The organism is Lactiplantibacillus pingfangensis (genome assembly GCF_005404945.1).
In the GTDB taxonomy this organism is placed as follows: Bacteria; Bacillota; Bacilli; order Lactobacillales; family Lactobacillaceae; genus Lactiplantibacillus; species Lactiplantibacillus pingfangensis.
The window spans coordinates 1-16,434 of the sequence record NZ_BJDG01000008.1; the positions used below are offsets into that span (position 1 = coordinate 1).

17 protein-coding genes are annotated in these 16,434 nt (G+C 44.8%); 15 read left to right on the forward strand and 2 right to left on the reverse strand.

The features are described 5' to 3' along the window. Window positions 1–270: 270 nt before the first annotated feature. Window positions 271–561 carry a hypothetical protein gene (locus tag FFM74_RS04965; protein WP_137625533.1) on the reverse strand — a complete coding sequence of 97 codons (291 nt, stop codon included), beginning with the start codon at window positions 559–561 and terminating at the stop codon, window positions 271–273. Between the two features lie 260 nt (window positions 562–821). Between FFM74_RS04965 and FFM74_RS04970 the strand changes: the two genes are divergently transcribed. The 9 genes from FFM74_RS04970 (at window position 822) to FFM74_RS05010 (ending at window position 8,062) form a co-directional block, all read left to right on the forward strand. Further along, window positions 822–1,106 carry a hypothetical protein gene (locus FFM74_RS04970; protein ID WP_137607192.1) on the forward strand — a complete coding sequence of 95 codons (285 nt, stop codon included), beginning with the start codon at window positions 822–824 and terminating at the stop codon, window positions 1,104–1,106. A 38-nt stretch (window positions 1,107–1,144) separates the two neighbouring features. Then, entirely contained in the window at window positions 1,145–1,768 is a 624-nt protein-coding gene (locus FFM74_RS04975; protein ID WP_137625534.1) for a DNA-3-methyladenine glycosylase, read from the forward strand. A 29-nt stretch (window positions 1,769–1,797) separates the two neighbouring features. Then, window positions 1,798–2,367 (forward strand): sugar O-acetyltransferase, encoded by a 570-nt coding sequence (locus FFM74_RS04980; RefSeq protein ID WP_137625535.1) that lies wholly within the window; start codon window positions 1,798–1,800, stop codon window positions 2,365–2,367. Window positions 2,368–2,446: 79 nt separating this feature from the next. Further along, entirely contained in the window at window positions 2,447–3,397 is a 951-nt protein-coding gene (prmA, locus tag FFM74_RS04985; protein WP_137625536.1) for a 50S ribosomal protein L11 methyltransferase, read from the forward strand. A gap of 12 nt (window positions 3,398–3,409) precedes the next feature. Next, complete coding sequence (locus FFM74_RS04990) at window positions 3,410–4,162, forward strand: 16S rRNA (uracil(1498)-N(3))-methyltransferase (RefSeq protein ID WP_137625537.1); 753 nt, start codon at window positions 3,410–3,412, stop codon at window positions 4,160–4,162. Between the two features lie 69 nt (window positions 4,163–4,231). Further along, window positions 4,232–4,570, forward strand: coding sequence for a hypothetical protein (locus tag FFM74_RS04995; protein WP_137625538.1), 339 nt, complete (start codon window positions 4,232–4,234; stop codon window positions 4,568–4,570). Between the two features lie 72 nt (window positions 4,571–4,642). Further along, window positions 4,643–6,907: a RelA/SpoT family protein gene (locus FFM74_RS05000; RefSeq protein WP_137625539.1), complete on the forward strand. Its 2,265-nt coding sequence runs from the start codon at window positions 4,643–4,645 to the stop codon at window positions 6,905–6,907. Between the two features lie 13 nt (window positions 6,908–6,920). Beyond that, window positions 6,921–7,367, forward strand: coding sequence for a D-aminoacyl-tRNA deacylase (dtd, locus tag FFM74_RS05005; RefSeq protein WP_137625540.1), 447 nt, complete (start codon window positions 6,921–6,923; stop codon window positions 7,365–7,367). Window positions 7,368–7,441: 74 nt separating this feature from the next. Next, window positions 7,442–8,062 carry an HAD-IA family hydrolase gene (locus FFM74_RS05010; RefSeq protein WP_137625541.1) on the forward strand — a complete coding sequence of 207 codons (621 nt, stop codon included), beginning with the start codon at window positions 7,442–7,444 and terminating at the stop codon, window positions 8,060–8,062. A 121-nt stretch (window positions 8,063–8,183) separates the two neighbouring features. Here the strand turns inward: FFM74_RS05010 and FFM74_RS05015 are convergent, their stop codons facing one another. Beyond that, complete coding sequence (locus tag FFM74_RS05015; protein ID WP_137625542.1) at window positions 8,184–9,032, reverse strand: N-acetylmuramoyl-L-alanine amidase family protein; 849 nt, start codon at window positions 9,030–9,032, stop codon at window positions 8,184–8,186. 384 nt (window positions 9,033–9,416) lie between these two features. Between FFM74_RS05015 and hisS the strand changes: the two genes are divergently transcribed. The 6 genes from hisS to FFM74_RS05045 all read left to right on the forward strand — a co-directional run bounded on the left by hisS (window position 9,417) and on the right by FFM74_RS05045 (window position 16,421). Continuing rightward, window positions 9,417–10,700: a histidine--tRNA ligase gene (hisS, locus tag FFM74_RS05020; protein ID WP_137625543.1), complete on the forward strand. Its 1,284-nt coding sequence runs from the start codon at window positions 9,417–9,419 to the stop codon at window positions 10,698–10,700. Between the two features lie 20 nt (window positions 10,701–10,720). Further along, window positions 10,721–12,493: an aspartate--tRNA ligase gene (aspS, locus tag FFM74_RS05025; RefSeq protein ID WP_137625544.1), complete on the forward strand. Its 1,773-nt coding sequence runs from the start codon at window positions 10,721–10,723 to the stop codon at window positions 12,491–12,493. A 97-nt stretch (window positions 12,494–12,590) separates the two neighbouring features. Next, window positions 12,591–13,127, forward strand: a complete 537-nt coding sequence (msrA, locus tag FFM74_RS05030; protein ID WP_137625545.1) for a peptide-methionine (S)-S-oxide reductase MsrA — start codon at window positions 12,591–12,593, stop codon at window positions 13,125–13,127. Window positions 13,128–13,242: 115 nt separating this feature from the next. Continuing rightward, window positions 13,243–14,118: a YitT family protein gene (locus FFM74_RS05035; RefSeq protein ID WP_137625546.1), complete on the forward strand. Its 876-nt coding sequence runs from the start codon at window positions 13,243–13,245 to the stop codon at window positions 14,116–14,118. Between the two features lie 322 nt (window positions 14,119–14,440). Beyond that, the gene (locus FFM74_RS05040) at window positions 14,441–15,499 is read left to right on the forward strand and encodes a CDP-glycerol glycerophosphotransferase family protein (RefSeq protein WP_137625633.1); all 1,059 of its coding nucleotides are present in this window, start codon (window positions 14,441–14,443) and stop codon (window positions 15,497–15,499) included. Between the two features lie 25 nt (window positions 15,500–15,524). Beyond that, complete coding sequence (locus FFM74_RS05045; protein WP_137625547.1) at window positions 15,525–16,421, forward strand: deoxyribonuclease IV; 897 nt, start codon at window positions 15,525–15,527, stop codon at window positions 16,419–16,421. Window positions 16,422–16,434 lie beyond the last annotated feature (13 nt).

Sequence of the window (16,434 nt, forward strand, 5' to 3'; positions counted from 1 at the left end):
GTATAAAAAGCACATAAAAAATCCGTTGCCAGTAATCAAGATTGGTCTTGATTACCAACAACAGATATTATAGAGCCTTGTTTTGTTGCTTTGCCAACGAAGATTGTCATGATTTGAATTTAAAAAACAGGCAACCAGCATTACTCAAGAAAATGGGTCAAGTAATGATGGTTGTCTGTTTTGAACTTATATAAAATAGTATTGTGAATGCTGATTAGTTCCTTTTTGCGTAAGACAAATTTAAGACACTTAACTAGTTGTGCTGTACAATTAACCCCAACTAGTTGTCATATATGGGAGCTGCAATAACCCGTCGGCAGTAGGATCGGTGGTGCCGATGGTTTTTAGATGCCATTGACCTTGATCATCTTTGGTGGCAACAACTTTCTTACGTTTGCCCTCGGTATTTTTGTAGAAGCAATTTTCGCTGTCGGCACTAATTTCACGGCCAAGCACCTGATTTGAGATGATATAACCATCAGCGGTTTGGAACTGTTCAATTTGGTCAACACTGGTTAATTCTGAGTGACCGCGTTGATAGATTTTTTCAATTAAGATCATAATAATTATCCTCTCGTAAAAAATTTCAGTTTTCTTGTTGAAAATAGTTTATCATAATCAAATTAGTTATCGGGTGTTTCTGCCATGTTTTTAGCAAAATATCAGGATATACGGTCGATTTCTTGCTTAACCGGTGGTGAATTGGTACAATAAGCGTTTAAAATCTGTTATAATATCTTTCAGAACTAACGGAGCTAGACTTAATTAATTAAGTTCTAGAATATAAATCAATTTCACTTGGTGAAGGAGAGATCAACGACATGTTAAAGCGCACGAAACAGTATTTGCGATCGATTAATTATGACTACGATAAGACGTATATTCGACCGCTGATGGTTCCTGATAGCGTTTACGTGTTGAAATTCGGTAAGGACCATCGAAATAATCGCGTGGTTGTGAAGTATAGCCATACTTGGACTGGACGCGTTAAAATTAATGAGATTGCCTTACGCCTGCATAAGCAGAAGCATCCTCGAATTTTTAAGCACGAAGCGGATATGCTCAAGTATCTAAATAAACGTTTGACCCGAAAAGCGGCTGATTAGTCGCTTTTTTAGTATCATATGGAAGGTGGCAGGCAACTTTGTTAACCAGTGAATTTTTCAGTGGTCGTTCGACACAACAAATCGCGGCGGCGTTGTTGGGAAAACTGCTCATCTGTCAAACGGACCAAGGACCGCTGAGTGCGTGGATCACAGAAACAGAGGCCTATTTGGGAACCGCGGACGCTGGTGCCCACGCTTTTAAGAACCATCAAACCAACCGTAATCGCGCACTGTGGTTGCCGGCGGGGACGATTTATATTTATCAAATGCGAACGCAGTTTTTGCTAAATTTGGTGACCCAAGCAGCTGGCGTGCCAGAATGTGTCCTCATTCGCGGGGTCGAACCGGCTAGCGGGATTGCAACCATGCAAGCAAATCGACCCGTGCCTCGCAATAATTTAACGAATGGTCCAGGGAAATTAATGCAGGCATTCGGACTTGATAAATGCTTGAATGGGACGCAATTATCCTCAGAGACACTCAACTTGGATTTCAAAGCCGCCCGGACGCCTGTAAAAATCAACAGCAGCCCGCGCATTGGTATTTTGAACAAAGCGGATTGGACAACTGCGTCTTTACGATATTTTGTCGTTGGAAATCCGTTCGTGTCCCGAGTTCGCCAGCGTGAGGTTGATGAGGTCAATCATGGTTGGCAGGAATAAAGTCACTTTAGATATGGAGGATTGAGTCAATGGCAACTGAACTTGAAAAACTTAATCAGGGTGAGTGGTACAACTTTTTGGATGCTGAGGTCGCTGCAAGTAAAGCTCGGGCGGCAAAGTTATGTCAGGAATTTAATGCCATTTCAGCCACAGATCCCGCAGCGCAAACTGCAAAAGCACGAGAAATCTTGGGTTCGGCCGGAAAGAATTTGTCGATGCAAGCGACATTTAACTGTGACAATGGGCAGCATATTCACGTGGGCGATGATTTTTTAAGCAATTATAACCTCACGATTTTGGATATTGCGCCCGTGATAATGGGAAATCATGTCATGATTGGACCCAATGTCGGGTTGTATACGGTCAATCACCCGCTGACAGCTGCTGGACGTCGGCAGTCGCTGGCAAAAGCGGCGCCAATCAAGATTGGTAATGATGTCTGGCTCGCGGGTAGCGTCACCGTTTTACCAGGTGTGACGATTGGCAACAACGTCGTCGTGGCTGCTGGCGCCGTTGTGACCCACGATGTGCCCGATAACTGTTTAGTTGGCGGTGTTCCGGCCAAGGTCATCAAAGCCTTACCAGCCGACTTGAAATAGACGACGTTTTTTTGCGTCAAACGGCGCTTTATGGTTAAAATAAAACTAACGAAGCTTGAACTTTAGGAGGAAATGACTCATGAAATGGACAGAAGTAACCGTCAGCACATCGAATGAAGCTGTGGAAGCCGTCTCAAACATTTTAATGGAATCAGGTGCGAGTGGTGTCAAAATTGATGATGCCCTTGATTACCAGAATTTAAAACCAGACCGATATGGTGAAATTATTGATTTAGCGACAATTCCCCATCCCACAAACGGCGCTCAAATTTCGGCATATTATCCTGAAACGATTTTTGTGCCAGAAATTGTTCCGACCATTAAGCAACGCGTGGCACAATTAGCAGAGTTTGGTTTGAATCCTGAGCCGGCAGATGTGACCATCACTGATCTCTCAGACGAAAACTGGGCAACGGCTTGGAAAAAATACTATCACCCAGTTCGGGTCACGCGCTATTTAACCATTGTGCCAAGTTGGGAAAAGTATGAACCAACCCAGCCTAGTGAGTTGGTTTTGAAGTTAGATCCCGGAATGGCTTTTGGTACTGGGACTCATCCGACGACTAGGTTATCGTTGCAAGGTTTGGAGACAGTCATCAATGGCGGGGAACATTTAATCGACGTTGGGACTGGCTCGGGTATTTTGAGTATTGCAGCTAAGGCGATGGGCGTAGGTCAGGTCGAAGCTTATGATTTAGATGAAGTGGCTGTAAAGTCCGCCCAAGCGAATCTAGACTTAAATCCGGTTGCGGCAGATATTAAAGTTGCGGCCAACGATTTGCTCAAGGGGATTCATACCCAAGCAGATATTATTGTCGCTAATATTTTGGCTGAAATTATACTACCGTTAGTGCCACAAGCCAAAGCAAACTTAAAACGTGGCGGTTATTTCATTACTTCTGGCATTATTGATGATAAGTTTCAAGGCGTGCTGGATGCCATCAAGTCAGCAGGCTTCCAAATTGCGCAACACACCCAGATGGGAGATTGGCATAGTATCGTGGCCTATCTACCAACGGATGCAGATTAACGGAGGACGCGGATGCAACGCTATTTTCTAACAAATTCAATCACAACTCGTCCTGGTGACCAGTTCAACTTGACGGGTGAAAGTGTTCACCATTGGCTAAAGGTCATGCGGGCACAAGTCGGTGATCAGGCCGAGTTTGTGACCAACAACCAACAAGTTGTGATTGGCAAATTGGTCAGTTATGCTAACACTGATGCTCAGGTCGCAGTCGTTAGTGTGACGACGCCCCAAGTTGAATTGCCAGTCAAGGTGGTGATCGCCTGTGGCGTTTCCAAAGGGGATAAAACGGAGCAAATCGTCCAGCGTGGGACGGAACTTGGTGCTAGTGAGTTTGTCTTTTTTGACAGTCAGTATGCGGTTGCAAAATGGGCGGCCAATAAGCGTGAGCGCAAGTTAGCCCGGTTAGCTAAAATTGCCTTGTCGGCGGCCGAACAATCACATCGAACGGTGGTCCCGACAGTGAGTTATCAACCTGGATTGATGCAACTAGTGCAACAAGTGCCTTATGATCAGGGCGTTGTGGCTTGGGAAGAATCCGCCAAGCAAGGTGAGAGTGGCCAGTTAGTCCAAACCTTGAGTCGGATGCAAGCGGGTCAACGATTGTTGGCTATTTTTGGCCCAGAAGGCGGGTTAACGACGACTGAAGTGAGCGACCTCGCCCAAGCAGGTGTCGTGGCAGCCGGACTGGGACCACGAATTATGCGGGCCGAAACCGCCCCAATGTACCTACTTAGCGCGGTTTCTTTTTCACAAGAATTAGTGTAATTTCACCGGTGGTGGTGTACAATAAATAATCATAGTCATTAAGCATTTGAGTGTAAGTGAGGGATTAGTTTGACGGAGAAATTTCGTAAATTTAACGGCCAATATTGGCTGGTAGCGATCTTTATTGGGGTCGTTTTACCATGGCTATTAAAGTTATTGGGTGTCAGCCGGTTTCATCAAATCGTCTGGTTACTATTTTGCTTTGACTTTATTGTTTCCATGATCATTGGTTGGCAGATTCGGCGGACGGCTCGTACGGGCTGGTTACTCTGGTTGTTACCAATATTTTGTTTACTTGGTCTCTATCTATTTTTCCCACAGTACGTCTACTATCTCGCATTAGTCGATTTAGGGCTCTCGTACTTAGCTTACGGGATGGCCGCACCTCGCGAAGCACAACGGGATTAGCGGTAAGCAAGGCACGTTGATGAACGTGCCTTTTTATGAAACTAAAATTTGGAGAAATCGTGGTGATATGGTATGCCCAAACAACCCACTTGGACGGCACAAGACGTCCTAACAGCGGTTCAAAAGTACATGAATGCTGACCACGTCGCGTTGGTTAAACGGGCGTGTGATTTTGCAACTTACGTGCATCAAGATCAGATTCGCCAATCAGGTGAACCTTATATTATGCATCCAATTCAGGTTGCTGGTATTTTGGCTGATTTAAAAATGGACCCAGAAACGGTCGCGTCAGGATTTTTACATGATGTCGTGGAAGACACTGGTGTCACGTTGGGAGACGTTGAGGAATTATTTGGTCATGACGTCGCCGTTATCGTGGATGGTGTCACTAAACTCGGTAAAATTCGTTATAAGTCTAATAAGGAACAGTTAGCCGAAAATCACCGTAAATTGTTGTTGGCGATGTCTAAGGACATTCGGGTCATGATTGTGAAGTTGGCTGACCGGCTACACAACATGCGCACGCTACAACATCTCCGTCCCGATAAACAACGTCGAATTGCGAATGAAACCCTCGAAATTTATGCGCCCATTGCAGATCGTTTAGGGATCAGTACGATCAAATGGGAACTCGAGGATATTTCGCTGCGTTACTTAAATCCGCAACAGTATTATCGAATTGTTCATTTGATGAATTCCCGGCGTGAAGATCGGGAAAAATACATCGAAATTGCGATTCAAGATATTCAAAAGGCTTTAAAAGATTTGAAGTTACCTGAAGCTGAAATCTATGGCCGCCCGAAACATATTTATTCGATTTATAAAAAGATGCGTGATAAGCACAAGCAATTCAGCCAGCTCTACGATTTGTTAGCCATTCGAGTTGTGGTGGATTCGATTAAAGATTGTTATGCCGTTTTAGGCGCAATTCACACGCAATGGAAGCCAATGCCTGGTCGTTTTAAAGACTATATTGCGATGCCCAAGGCTAATATGTACCAATCCTTGCATACAACAGTTGTTGGACCAGAGGGCAAGCCGCTGGAAATTCAAATTCGAACTTATGAGATGCATAAAGTTGCTGAATATGGGGTTGCGGCACATTGGGCCTACAAAGAAGGCGTGCGGGATCAAGTTCAGGCAACCAAGTCTGGTAATAAGCTGAACTTGGTGAAAGAAATTATCGAATTACAAGATGAAAGCAAAGATGCCGCCGATTTTATGGAAGGCGTTAAAGGTGACCTGTTTAGTGATCGGGTCTATGCCTTTACCCCTAAAGGTGATGTGACCGAATTGCCAAAGGGCGCTGGGCCATTAGACATGGCTTACTCGATTCATACTGAAGTTGGTAATCACACAACCGGTGCTAAGGTCAACGGTAAAATTGTACCGCTCGATTATCAAATTAAAAATGGGGATATTGTCGATATTTTGACTTCGACCAGTTCGACTGGTCCAAGTCGGGATTGGCAAAAACTCGTTTACACCCGTCGTGCCCGCAACAAAATTAAGCAGTTTTTCCGTAACGCTGACCGTGAAGAAAATATTATCACGGGCCATGAACTCTTGGAAAAACAACTTCGCGATTTCGACTTTAATCCAAAAGATGTCATGTCGAAAGAAAAGCTTGATGCAGTCGCCAAAAAGATGCACTACGGTAGTGAAGATGATTTATATGCGGCCTTAGGATTCGGGGACGTGCAACCAGTTGGTATAGCCAATCGGTTGACGAGCGATGTCCGCAAACAGCGTGAAGCGGATCGTCAACGTGAGCGTGAACGTGAAATATTAGAAGAACATCATGAACAAGCGACTAAGAAAAAAGCCAAGGATCAACAAGATGATAAGGACAAAAATGATAGCAAACGTCAGAAAGTTTCGTCTTCTGGTGGGGTCATTATTCAAGGCGTTGACAACTTGTTGGTTCGTCTGAGTCATTGTTGTTCACCGATTCCAGGCGATGAGATCGTGGGATATATTACTAAGGGACGTGGCGTTTCCGTTCACCGCGTCGATTGTCCAAACGTTAAAAGTGCCGAGTCGCAAGGTGAGCGTTTAATTGAAGTTCAATGGGAAGATCCAGAAGGTGACCGGACGAACTATAACTCAGATATTGAGATTCAAGGCTATAACCGTAATGGCATGTTGAATGATGTTTTGAAGGTCATTAATAATAACACCAAGTTTTTAACGAACGTCAATGGGAAAGTTGACCATAACAAAATGGTGATTATTAGCGTTTCGTTGGGTGTTCGTAATTTGGATCATCTGCAGCGAATTATTGATAGCTTGAAGAATGTTCAAGATGTTTATGTCGTTGAACGAAAGATGTTTTAGGAGGATTAGCCGCGTGCGAGTTGTTTTACAACGTGTTAAAGAAGCCCAAGTGACCATTGATAGCCAAGTTCATGGGGCGATCAAACAAGGTTTTGTCCTGTTGGTCGGTTTTCAAGCAACCGACGGCCAGGCAGAATTGGATTACTTGACGCATAAGATTTTAAACCTGCGGGTCTTCAGTGACGATAACGGCAAAATGAACCTTAATTTACAACAAGTGACCGGTGAAATATTGTCGATTTCACAATTTACGCTATACGCTGACACCCGGCATGGTAATCGGCCGAGCTTTACGGCCGCGGGTGCGCCAGAATTAGCAACTGAGTTGTATGATCGCTTTAATCGCCAGTTAGCTGCGACTGGCATCAAGGTCGCGACTGGTGAATTTGGTGCTGATATGCAAGTGGCCTTAGTGAATGATGGGCCAGTCACCATTTGCTACGATACTGATCAGAAGTAAGTTTGACTTGGCGTGATCTGGGGGGATCGCACTTTTTTGAAAATGACTAAAAAACACTTTGGAGGAAATTCAGCATGCGAGAATTTATTTGGGACTTTGACGGTACTTTAATGGACACTTATCCGGCAATGGTTGCGGCTTTTCAACGTGCGGTTCAAAATTTAGGTGGCGACTTAAGTTCAACCGAAATTTATGAGATGATGCGTCAAGCTTCAGTTGGGTTTGCTTATCGAGAAGTGGCGGACCGGTTTGGCTGGGATTGGCAGGACTTGCGCGCTGGCTACCAACAATATGAGCCAGTGTTACAAGCACCCAAGGCTTTTAACGGTGCGGCAGAGGTGTTGGAAAAAATTAAAGCGGTCGGTGGTCACAATTATTTGATGACCCATCGTAATCGCCAAGCACTTGATTATTTGGCACAAGCTAAACTGAAAGATTATTTCGATGATTTTGTCACGGCGGAACAGCCCTTTGCACGCAAACCAGATCCGGCCGCATTAGATTATTTGTTGGATAAGCATGCGGTTGATCGCAGGGAAGCTGTCATGGTTGGTGATCGCAATTTGGATATTGATGCTGGGCACAACGCCCACATTGCAGGCTTCTTGTTTGATTATGACCAGTTAATTAAGGTCACAAGTCAGCCGGAGCTGCAGGTGACACGGTTAGTCGAGCTGATGCCGTTCATTAAATAATCTATCCTTGAAAACTTTTAGCCGCTTGCTTTATAACGACTAGTCACAAAAAGCGCCTCAGCTGAGACGCTTTTTTGTTAGCTTTAAATTTTGAAGGCTGAAGCTGGTGGTTACTGCTTGCTTAATTGGTTGCAAAGTAGCTCGTTAAGCCCGCATAGACGGCATTAGCGACTTCTTTTGGATATTTTTGTGAGCTAATCGTTTTAAAGTCAGATTTATCATTGATGTAACCAAGTTCCATGAGAACGGCGGGAACTTGATTATCCCGAATGACTAAGAAGTCGCCAAAGGCCACCCCTTTGCTTGGAATTGGTAAGCCAACGACGTCATCACTTAAAGCATTCGCTAGCGCTAATGACGTCGATTTGTGATAGTAGTAAGTCGTAATCCCGGAAGCCGTATTCTTTTCGGGCGAGCTATCAAAGTGAAAACTAATGAAGGCATCGGCGTGAAGCTTATTGGCTAGTGCTGGTCGCGCACTTAAACTGACCGTTTTATCGGTATCACGAGTCATCACCACGTGAGCGCCGGCTGCGCGTAAACGGGCAGCCACAACATTCGCAACACGTAAGGTGTAAGTTTTTTCCATTTTATTTTTACTTGATAGCGCGCCAGAATCGGAGCCACCGTGGCCGGGATCAATCACAATGGTGGCATCGGAAATTTTAGTCGTTTTCGTCAATTGCGTGTTATGTTCGTTAACGAGCCAACTGGCGATCCAACCAAATTTATGATCGGCGTAACGGATGTAGAGCCAATTGTTTTTTCGACGCATGATATGAACTTTGGTGCCCTTACTCGTGGCATCTGTGATGGCGTAACTCATACCAGGTCCCTCACGAATATTAACGTTCGCGATATTGACCGTCGCGGTATTGTGGGTGGCCAAGACAAAAATGAACCCAACAATGAGTCCGATAAAGACGAGTGAAACGATAATTTGACGCCAAAAATGTTTGAGTACTTGCATGGAAGTCACCAACTAAGTCTAAATAAATTTTTCATTACTAAGTAGTATACCAAAAAATGCGTGGATTGCGGGTCAACCGGATTAATTTTAGGAGTGGTCGTTGACTTTTGCCTGAAAATCGTGTAACTTTAACCATATATTAATAAATCGACCGCAGAGAAAGTATGAGCATTGTGCAACGCTTTAACCAGAGACCGGTAGTGCTGAGAAGCCCGGATTGCGAACAATGAGGAGACGCTTTTGAGGTGAACGTAAAAGTTCCGCCTGTTATTAGTACAGACGTTATCAGTTAGTGCTCATAAAGGTGGTACCGCGCAAAAAGCGCCCTTGGATAAACAAACAAGGGCGCTTTTTTTGTCGATTTGAATAGAAGGAGGAAGTCAAATGAGATACCAACGGCCAAAAGGCACCGCGGACATATTGCCTGGTGATAGTGAAAAGTGGCAATATGTTGAACAAACTGCGCGTGAACTTTTTAAAACATACCAATTTAAAGAAATTCGCACGCCAATTTTTGAAAATTTTGAAGTCTTCTCACGCTCAGCCGGGGATACTTCCGATATTGTCACGAAAGAAATGTATGATTTCCATGATAAGGGTGATCGCCATGTGACCTTGCGTCCTGAAGGCACTGCCGGGGTTGTCCGCGCCTTTGTGGAGAATAAATTGTATGGGCCACAAGTGTTAAAGCCTTATAAAGTTTATTACATGGGACCAATGTTTCGCTATGAACGTCCACAATCTGGACGATTACGGGAATTTCATCAACTTGGCGTTGAAGCGTTTGGCAGTGAAAGTGCTGCATTAGATGTTGAAGTCATTGCAATGGGCTACAACTTGTTGAAAAAGTTTGGCTTAAATGATTTGAAACTTGTGATTAATACCTTGGGTGATCAACAGACACGTGACGACTACCGTCAAGCGTTGATTGATTATTTGGAACCACACTTTGACGAATTGAGCGACGATTCGAAAGCCCGCTTACACAAGAATCCGTTGCGCGTTTTGGATAGCAAAGCAGAACAAGATCAAAAATTTGTCGCCGCGGCACCATCAATTTTGGATTACTTGACGCCAGAAGCTAAAGCTCATTTTGAACAAGCCAAAGCCTTCTTGACCGCCTTAGAGATTCCTTATGAAATTGATGCGACGATGGTGCGTGGGTTGGATTATTACAACCACACGATTTTTGAAATCATGACGAATTCTAAATCATTAGGTCAAGGCTACACCACGATTTGTGCTGGTGGTCGCTACAATGGCTTAGTTAAGGAACTCGGCGGTCCTGAAACGTCTGGTGTTGGCTTTGGTCTTGGGGTTGAACGCTTGCTCGTCTTGATGGATGCTGAAAAAATTGCCTTTCCAACTGATGATCAATTAGACGTCTACGTGGTTGGCATTGGTGATGAAGCCAGTGCGACAACCCTCAAGCTCGTCCAAGCCGTTCGCGCTGCCGGTTTAACTGCCGAACGCGACTACTTAGACCGTAAGCCTAAAGCACAATTCAAGAGTGCTGACCGACTCAATGCGAGTTATACGATGACGGTTGGTGAAAGCGAACTTGAAAATGGTGTCGTGAACTTGAAGTCGATGGCGACTGGTGAAGAGACGCAAGTTGCCATGACAGCGGTGTACGCAAATATTAAACAAGTATTGGCAAGTCACTAATACAAGGAGGAATTGAATTGATGAAACGAACCACATATGCAGGATTAGTCAATGAAGACTATCTTGGTCAAGAAGTTACCTTACAAGGTTGGGTGCAAAAGCGCCGGGACTTGGGCGGCTTGATTTTTATTGATTTACGGGACCGCGAAGGTATTTTACAGTTGGTCTTTAGTCAAGAATTTTCAACGGATGCTTTAGCCGTTGCAGATCAATTGCGTAATGAATATGTGATTGAAGTTCAAGGTAAAGTCGTTAATCGGGCAGACAATGCGATCAACCCGAATATGAAGACGGGTAAAGTTGAAGTCGAAATTCATGACGCTAAAATTTTGAATAAGGCTAAAACGCCACCATTTTATATTCAAGATGATATCAATGTTTCTGATGAATTACGGTTGAAATATCGTTACCTTGATCTTCGTCGGCCTGAAATGCAACGGGGCTTGAAGATTCGTAATGGCATTACCAAGGCAGTTCACAGCTATTTTGACGATAATGGCTTTTATGATATTGAAACGCCATTCTTGACGAAATCAACCCCTGAAGGCGCACGGGATTACTTGGTGCCTTCACGGGTTTACCAAGGTCATTTCTATGCTTTACCACAATCACCACAATTGTTTAAACAATTGTTGATGGGGGCGGGCTTTGACCGTTACTACCAAATTGCCCGTTGTTTCCGGGATGAAGATTTGCGTGGGGATCGTCAACCAGAATTCACGCAAATTGATATGGAAACCTCTTTCTTAACGGCCGAAGAAATTCAGTCTTACACGGAAGGCTTGATCCAAAAAGTCATGAAAGACGTGAAAGGGATTGATGTGCCAGCACCATTCACCCGCATCACTTGGCATGACGCGATGAGTCGTTTTGGCTCTGACAAGCCCGATGTTCGTTTTGGCATGGAATTGAAAGATATGTCTGAAGTTTTTGCTGACACTGACTTCAAAGTCTTCTCTGGCACGATTAAAAACGGTGGCTTTGTGAAGGCTATTGCTGTTCCCGGCGGTGCTGACAAATATTCACGCAAGGCAATTGATGCTTATGCGAGCTATGTTGAACGCTTCGGTGCGAAGGGCTTGGCTTGGATGAAAGTTACTGATGATGGCTTCAGCGGACCAATTGCGAAGTTCTTCAAGGATGATTTTGCCGCAATTACGCAAGCTGCCGATGCTAAACCCGGCGATTTACTATTGTTTGCTGCGGATAACTTTAAGGTAGTTTCTGAAACATTAGGTTATTTACGGAAAGCCATTGCTAAGGAACAAGGCATGATTGATGAAAATCAATACGCCTATCTTTGGGTCGTTGACTGGCCACTCTTTGAATATGACGAAGGTATTGAACGTTGGGTACCTGCGCATCATCCATTCACGATGCCAAATGAAGAAGATGTGCACTATTTGAACGAGGGTGAAGATCCACATAAAGCCCATGCACAATCTTACGATATCGTGCTCAACGGCTATGAATTAGGTGGCGGGTCAATCCGTATCCATACTCGCGAGTTACAAGAAAAGATGTTCAAGGCGTTAGACTTTACTAAAGAACGGGCGCAAGAACAATTTGGTTTCTTACTAGATGCGTTAGACATGGGCTTTCCACCTCATGGCGGTTTGGCAATTGGCTTAGACCGCTTTGCCATGTTGCTTTCTGGTAATGACAATATTCGAGAAGTCATCGCATTCCCTAAGAATTCGAAGGCCTCTGAACCAATGACCAATGCACCAGCGGAAGTTTCGGAACGGCAATTACAAGATTTAGCCTTGTTTGTCACGAAACCTAAAGACTAGTTCACTAGCCTTAAAATGAAGTGTGTCCAATCAAGCGACTGGACGCACTTTTTATTTCGTGTTAGATTTATCTTAAAATTTAATTGGAGTGATTCTCATGAAAACTGAAACGGCAATCTTTGCTGGCGGGTGCTTCTGGTGCATGGTTAAGCCATTTGACAGCCAACCAGGGATTATTAGTGTAGTTTCCGGCTTTACTGGTGGTCATACGGTTGACCCAACCTATGAACAAGTCAAAACGCACACAACTGGTCACACGGAGGCGGTCAAAATTACCTTTGATCCGACGATGATCACGTATGCGGCGTTAGTCGAGATTTATTGGCATCAAACTGATCCGACAGATGCGATGGGCCAATTCCAAGATCGTGGCGATAATTATCGGCCAGTGATCTTCGTAAATAGCGACTCACAACGGGAGATTGCCACGGCCTCTAAAGCCAAGTTGCAGGCGGCAGAACGATTTGACAAGCCAATTGTGACGAAGATTGAAGCGGCTCAGCCGTTTTATCCGGCGGCAGCTGAACATCAACGGTTTTATCAAAACAACCCAGTGATTTTTGCTGAACAAGAAGCCGGCGGCCGGGCTGACTTTATTGCGCAAAAGTGGGCGGATACGCCTAAAGTGGACTAACATGATGGGAATTTTCTGAGAAGCGTTAGACTTTCAGGTGAAATGACGCAAAAGCTGTTTACCACAGTTTAGGCGTGTTAAAATAACGGGGACAGCAGACAAAGGAGCGAAAAAAATGACTGATTTTCAGCAGTTGACTCGTCGTCATCGTGATGTGACGAAGGCGTCAACGGCGTTTATCTATGCGATTTTAGTTTCCGTCGCCATGAACTTTTTTTGGACCCCAGGACATATTTATTCTTCGGGGATTACGGGGTTAGCGCAATTAATTAACAGTTTGTTGGGCAAATTTTCACCGATTCAATTATCAACGGCGCTATTGCTATTTTTATTAAACGTCCCAATGTTTATTATTGCCTGGCGCCAAATTGGGCATCGTTTTACCGTGTTCACCTTTTTAGCGGTTGCCCTATCAAGTATTATGATCAAAGTGGTGGCACCGGAAGGACTGACGCATGATCCAATCATCTGTGCCATTTTTGGTGGCGCGGTCAATGGTTTTGGTACCGGGACGGCGCTCAAAAATGGGATTTCAACGGGTGGCTTAGATATTATTGGAATCGTGTTACGCCGTAAAACTGGCCATAGTATTGGAACCATCAATATGGCGTTTAATTCGATTATCGTGATTGCGGCCGGTTTTATTTACGGTTGGCCGTATGCGTTTTATTCTGCGTTAGGGTTGTTGGTTAATGGTCGTGTCATTGATATGACTTATACACGGCAACAAAAAATGCAAGTGATGATTATTACCAGTCGGCCGAAGACGGTGATTGATAGTGTTCAAAATCGAATTCGACGTGGGGTCACCATTGTGCATAATGCTGAGGGTGCCTATAGACATGATGATAAGACGATTCTATTTACAGTTATCACGCGTTACGAAATGTCAGAATTGACGGCGGCCATGTCGGAGTCCGATCCGCATGCGTTTGTTAGTATTTCTGATACGGTTAAGATTCTGGGGCATTTTTATGAGCCCGAGCCTTGACAAGCAAAGAGTGGGACAAGAGGCGGGTTGCTACCGAGCATAGCCTAGGAAGCCGGATAATCGTTCGGCTTCCGTAGCTAAGCGGAGGTCGCAGCCTCTTGTTCCACGTTTCGAGGATAAATAGTCGGAGCGACAGAAAGAGTCTGGGGTTATTCCAGACTCTTTCTGTCGTTCGGCAACGCGGGGCGCTATGATATAATGCAAACAGGATTAAACCGTGATGAAAAGGTGAGTGTGAGTGAAAAAAATAGGTTATTTATGGCTAGTTAGGCTAGTCTCATGGTTAAGCCACTTCAGACAGTCGCAACAAGTCATTTATTTAATGAGTTTTGCTGACAATTTGGCATTTATTGAACAGTTGCACCAACGAGTTGGCGACCGGCTAGTGGTTTACTATTTGCCGGCTGCCGAGACTGGGGCGAGAAAATTGTTGCCGGCAGGGATCACGATTCGACCGTTTCATGATTCATTGCGGTTTGCAGTGACCGGTATCCCAGTCTTGACTGCTGCTGCCGATATTTATTGTGACAATTATTTTGCTTTCACAGCGGGATTAAAACGTCGCAGCACGCAGCGGCTGATTCAACTCTGGCATGCAAGTGGTGCCATCAAAGCATTCGGCTGGGGTGATCCACAAACCCAGCAGCGTAGCACCGCGGACCAACAGCGTTTTCAAGCGGTCTATGACCAAATGACAGATTTTGTGGTTGGGTCGGAGAAGATGGGACAAGTTTTTGCCAGCAGCTATCAGTTGCCGAAAACACGGATGCGGGTGCTAGGGTATCCACGTTCGGATCGCTATTGTCAGCCTGATTGGGTGCGTGCGACACGCGCGGCAATCTATGCGAAATATCCGGCATTACAAGGACGTGACGTGATCTTGTATGCCCCAACTTATCGTGCTGGGGTCACGTTTACGTTACCGGCAGACTTTTCACAGTTAAAATTGGCAGACAATCAGGTCTTGGTTTTAAAGCTGCATCCGCATTTGGCAGATCAAGCGCAACGTCTTTATGAACGCTATCCAAATTTGATCACGCTAGTCCCGACTTTCAGCACTGATGAGTTGCTGACGGTAACCAATACGTTGATTAGTGATTATTCCTCAGTTATTTTCGACTATGCCTTATTGCCCAATTGTCAGAAAATTGTCTTTTTCACCTTTGATTGGGACAGCTTTCAACGTTCGGTCGGATTACAGGCGGACTTCAAGCAATGGGCGCCGGGGACTTTTGTTAAGACGACCGCAGCACTTGATCAGGTGCTGAAACAGCCTGCCAATCCAAGTCAGTTAGCAAGCTTTAACCAGCTCTGGAACACAAAAAATGATGGACAAGCCACAGAACGGACACTCGATTACTTTTATCCGCGCTCAAATTAGCGTTAAGACGACTGGAGGATGACTAATGTTACGATTAGGATCACATGTTTCAATGAAAGCACCGGAAATGTTGTTAGGGTCTGCTAAAGACGCCGTGAGTTATGGTGCGAACACTTTTATGGTTTATACCGGTGCACCGCAAAATACACGTCGTAAACCGATTGATGAGCTGAATATTCCAGCTGCGCACAGCTTAATGGCCGCACATGATTTAAAACAAATCGTGGTGCATGCCCCTTATATTATTAATCTTGGTAATACCAAGAAGCCGGGATACTTTGAATTTGCGACTGACTTTTTGGCAGCCGAGATTGCCCGTGCAGAAGCGATTGGCGCGACACAGTTGACGCTCCACCCGGGTGCCCATATTGGTGCGGGCGCGGATGCGGCCATCGCGCAAATTGTCAAAGGGTTAAACGCGGTGATTCAGCCGACACAAAAGATTCAGATTGCCTTGGAAACGATGGCTGGCAAGGGGACTGAGGTTGGTCGGAGCTTTGAAGAATTGGCGCAGATGATTGATGGGGTGACTTACAATGAAAAATTGTCGGTCACGTTTGATACTTGCCATACGAGTGATGCTGGTTACAACATTAAGGATGATTTTGATGGCGTTTTGAATGAATTTGACCATGTGATTGGCATTGATCGACTAAAAGTCATTCATTTGAATGATTCCAAGAATCCACAAGGGGCTCACAAGGATCGCCATACCAACATTGGGATGGGGACAATTGGGTTTGATGCGTTGAACAAAGTTGCCCATCACCCGCAATTAGCTGATATTAGTAAAATATTGGAGACACCATATGTTGGTGAGGACAAAAAGCATCAGCTGGCCCCTTATAAGTATGAAATTGCGATGCTTCGGGCTGGTAAATTTAATCCCGAGTTAATTGCCGATATTGAAGGACAAGTTTAGGCGTCTTGATGAA

What these genes read in the sequence shown, in the direction of transcription:
- FFM74_RS05040 (WP_137625633.1), top strand. Translation starts at nt 14,441, where the DNA reads ATGAGTTTTGCTGACAATTTGGCATTTATTGAACAGTTGCACCAACGA.
- FFM74_RS04965 (WP_137625533.1), bottom strand. Translation starts at nt 561, where the DNA reads ATGATCTTAATTGAAAAAATCTATCAACGCGGTCACTCAGAATTAACC.
- FFM74_RS05015 (WP_137625542.1), bottom strand. Translation starts at nt 9,032, where the DNA reads ATGCAAGTACTCAAACATTTTTGGCGTCAAATTATCGTTTCACTCGTC.
- prmA (WP_137625536.1), top strand. Translation starts at nt 2,447, where the DNA reads ATGAAATGGACAGAAGTAACCGTCAGCACATCGAATGAAGCTGTGGAA.
- hisS (WP_137625543.1), top strand. Translation starts at nt 9,417, where the DNA reads ATGAGATACCAACGGCCAAAAGGCACCGCGGACATATTGCCTGGTGAT.
- FFM74_RS04980 (WP_137625535.1), top strand. Translation starts at nt 1,798, where the DNA reads ATGGCAACTGAACTTGAAAAACTTAATCAGGGTGAGTGGTACAACTTT.
- FFM74_RS05000 (WP_137625539.1), top strand. Translation starts at nt 4,643, where the DNA reads ATGCCCAAACAACCCACTTGGACGGCACAAGACGTCCTAACAGCGGTT.
- FFM74_RS04990 (WP_137625537.1), top strand. Translation starts at nt 3,410, where the DNA reads ATGCAACGCTATTTTCTAACAAATTCAATCACAACTCGTCCTGGTGAC.
- FFM74_RS05035 (WP_137625546.1), top strand. Translation starts at nt 13,243, where the DNA reads ATGACTGATTTTCAGCAGTTGACTCGTCGTCATCGTGATGTGACGAAG.
- FFM74_RS05010 (WP_137625541.1), top strand. Translation starts at nt 7,442, where the DNA reads ATGCGAGAATTTATTTGGGACTTTGACGGTACTTTAATGGACACTTAT.
- msrA (WP_137625545.1), top strand. Translation starts at nt 12,591, where the DNA reads ATGAAAACTGAAACGGCAATCTTTGCTGGCGGGTGCTTCTGGTGCATG.
- FFM74_RS05045 (WP_137625547.1), top strand. Translation starts at nt 15,525, where the DNA reads ATGTTACGATTAGGATCACATGTTTCAATGAAAGCACCGGAAATGTTG.
- FFM74_RS04970 (WP_137607192.1), top strand. Translation starts at nt 822, where the DNA reads ATGTTAAAGCGCACGAAACAGTATTTGCGATCGATTAATTATGACTAC.
- aspS (WP_137625544.1), top strand. Translation starts at nt 10,721, where the DNA reads ATGAAACGAACCACATATGCAGGATTAGTCAATGAAGACTATCTTGGT.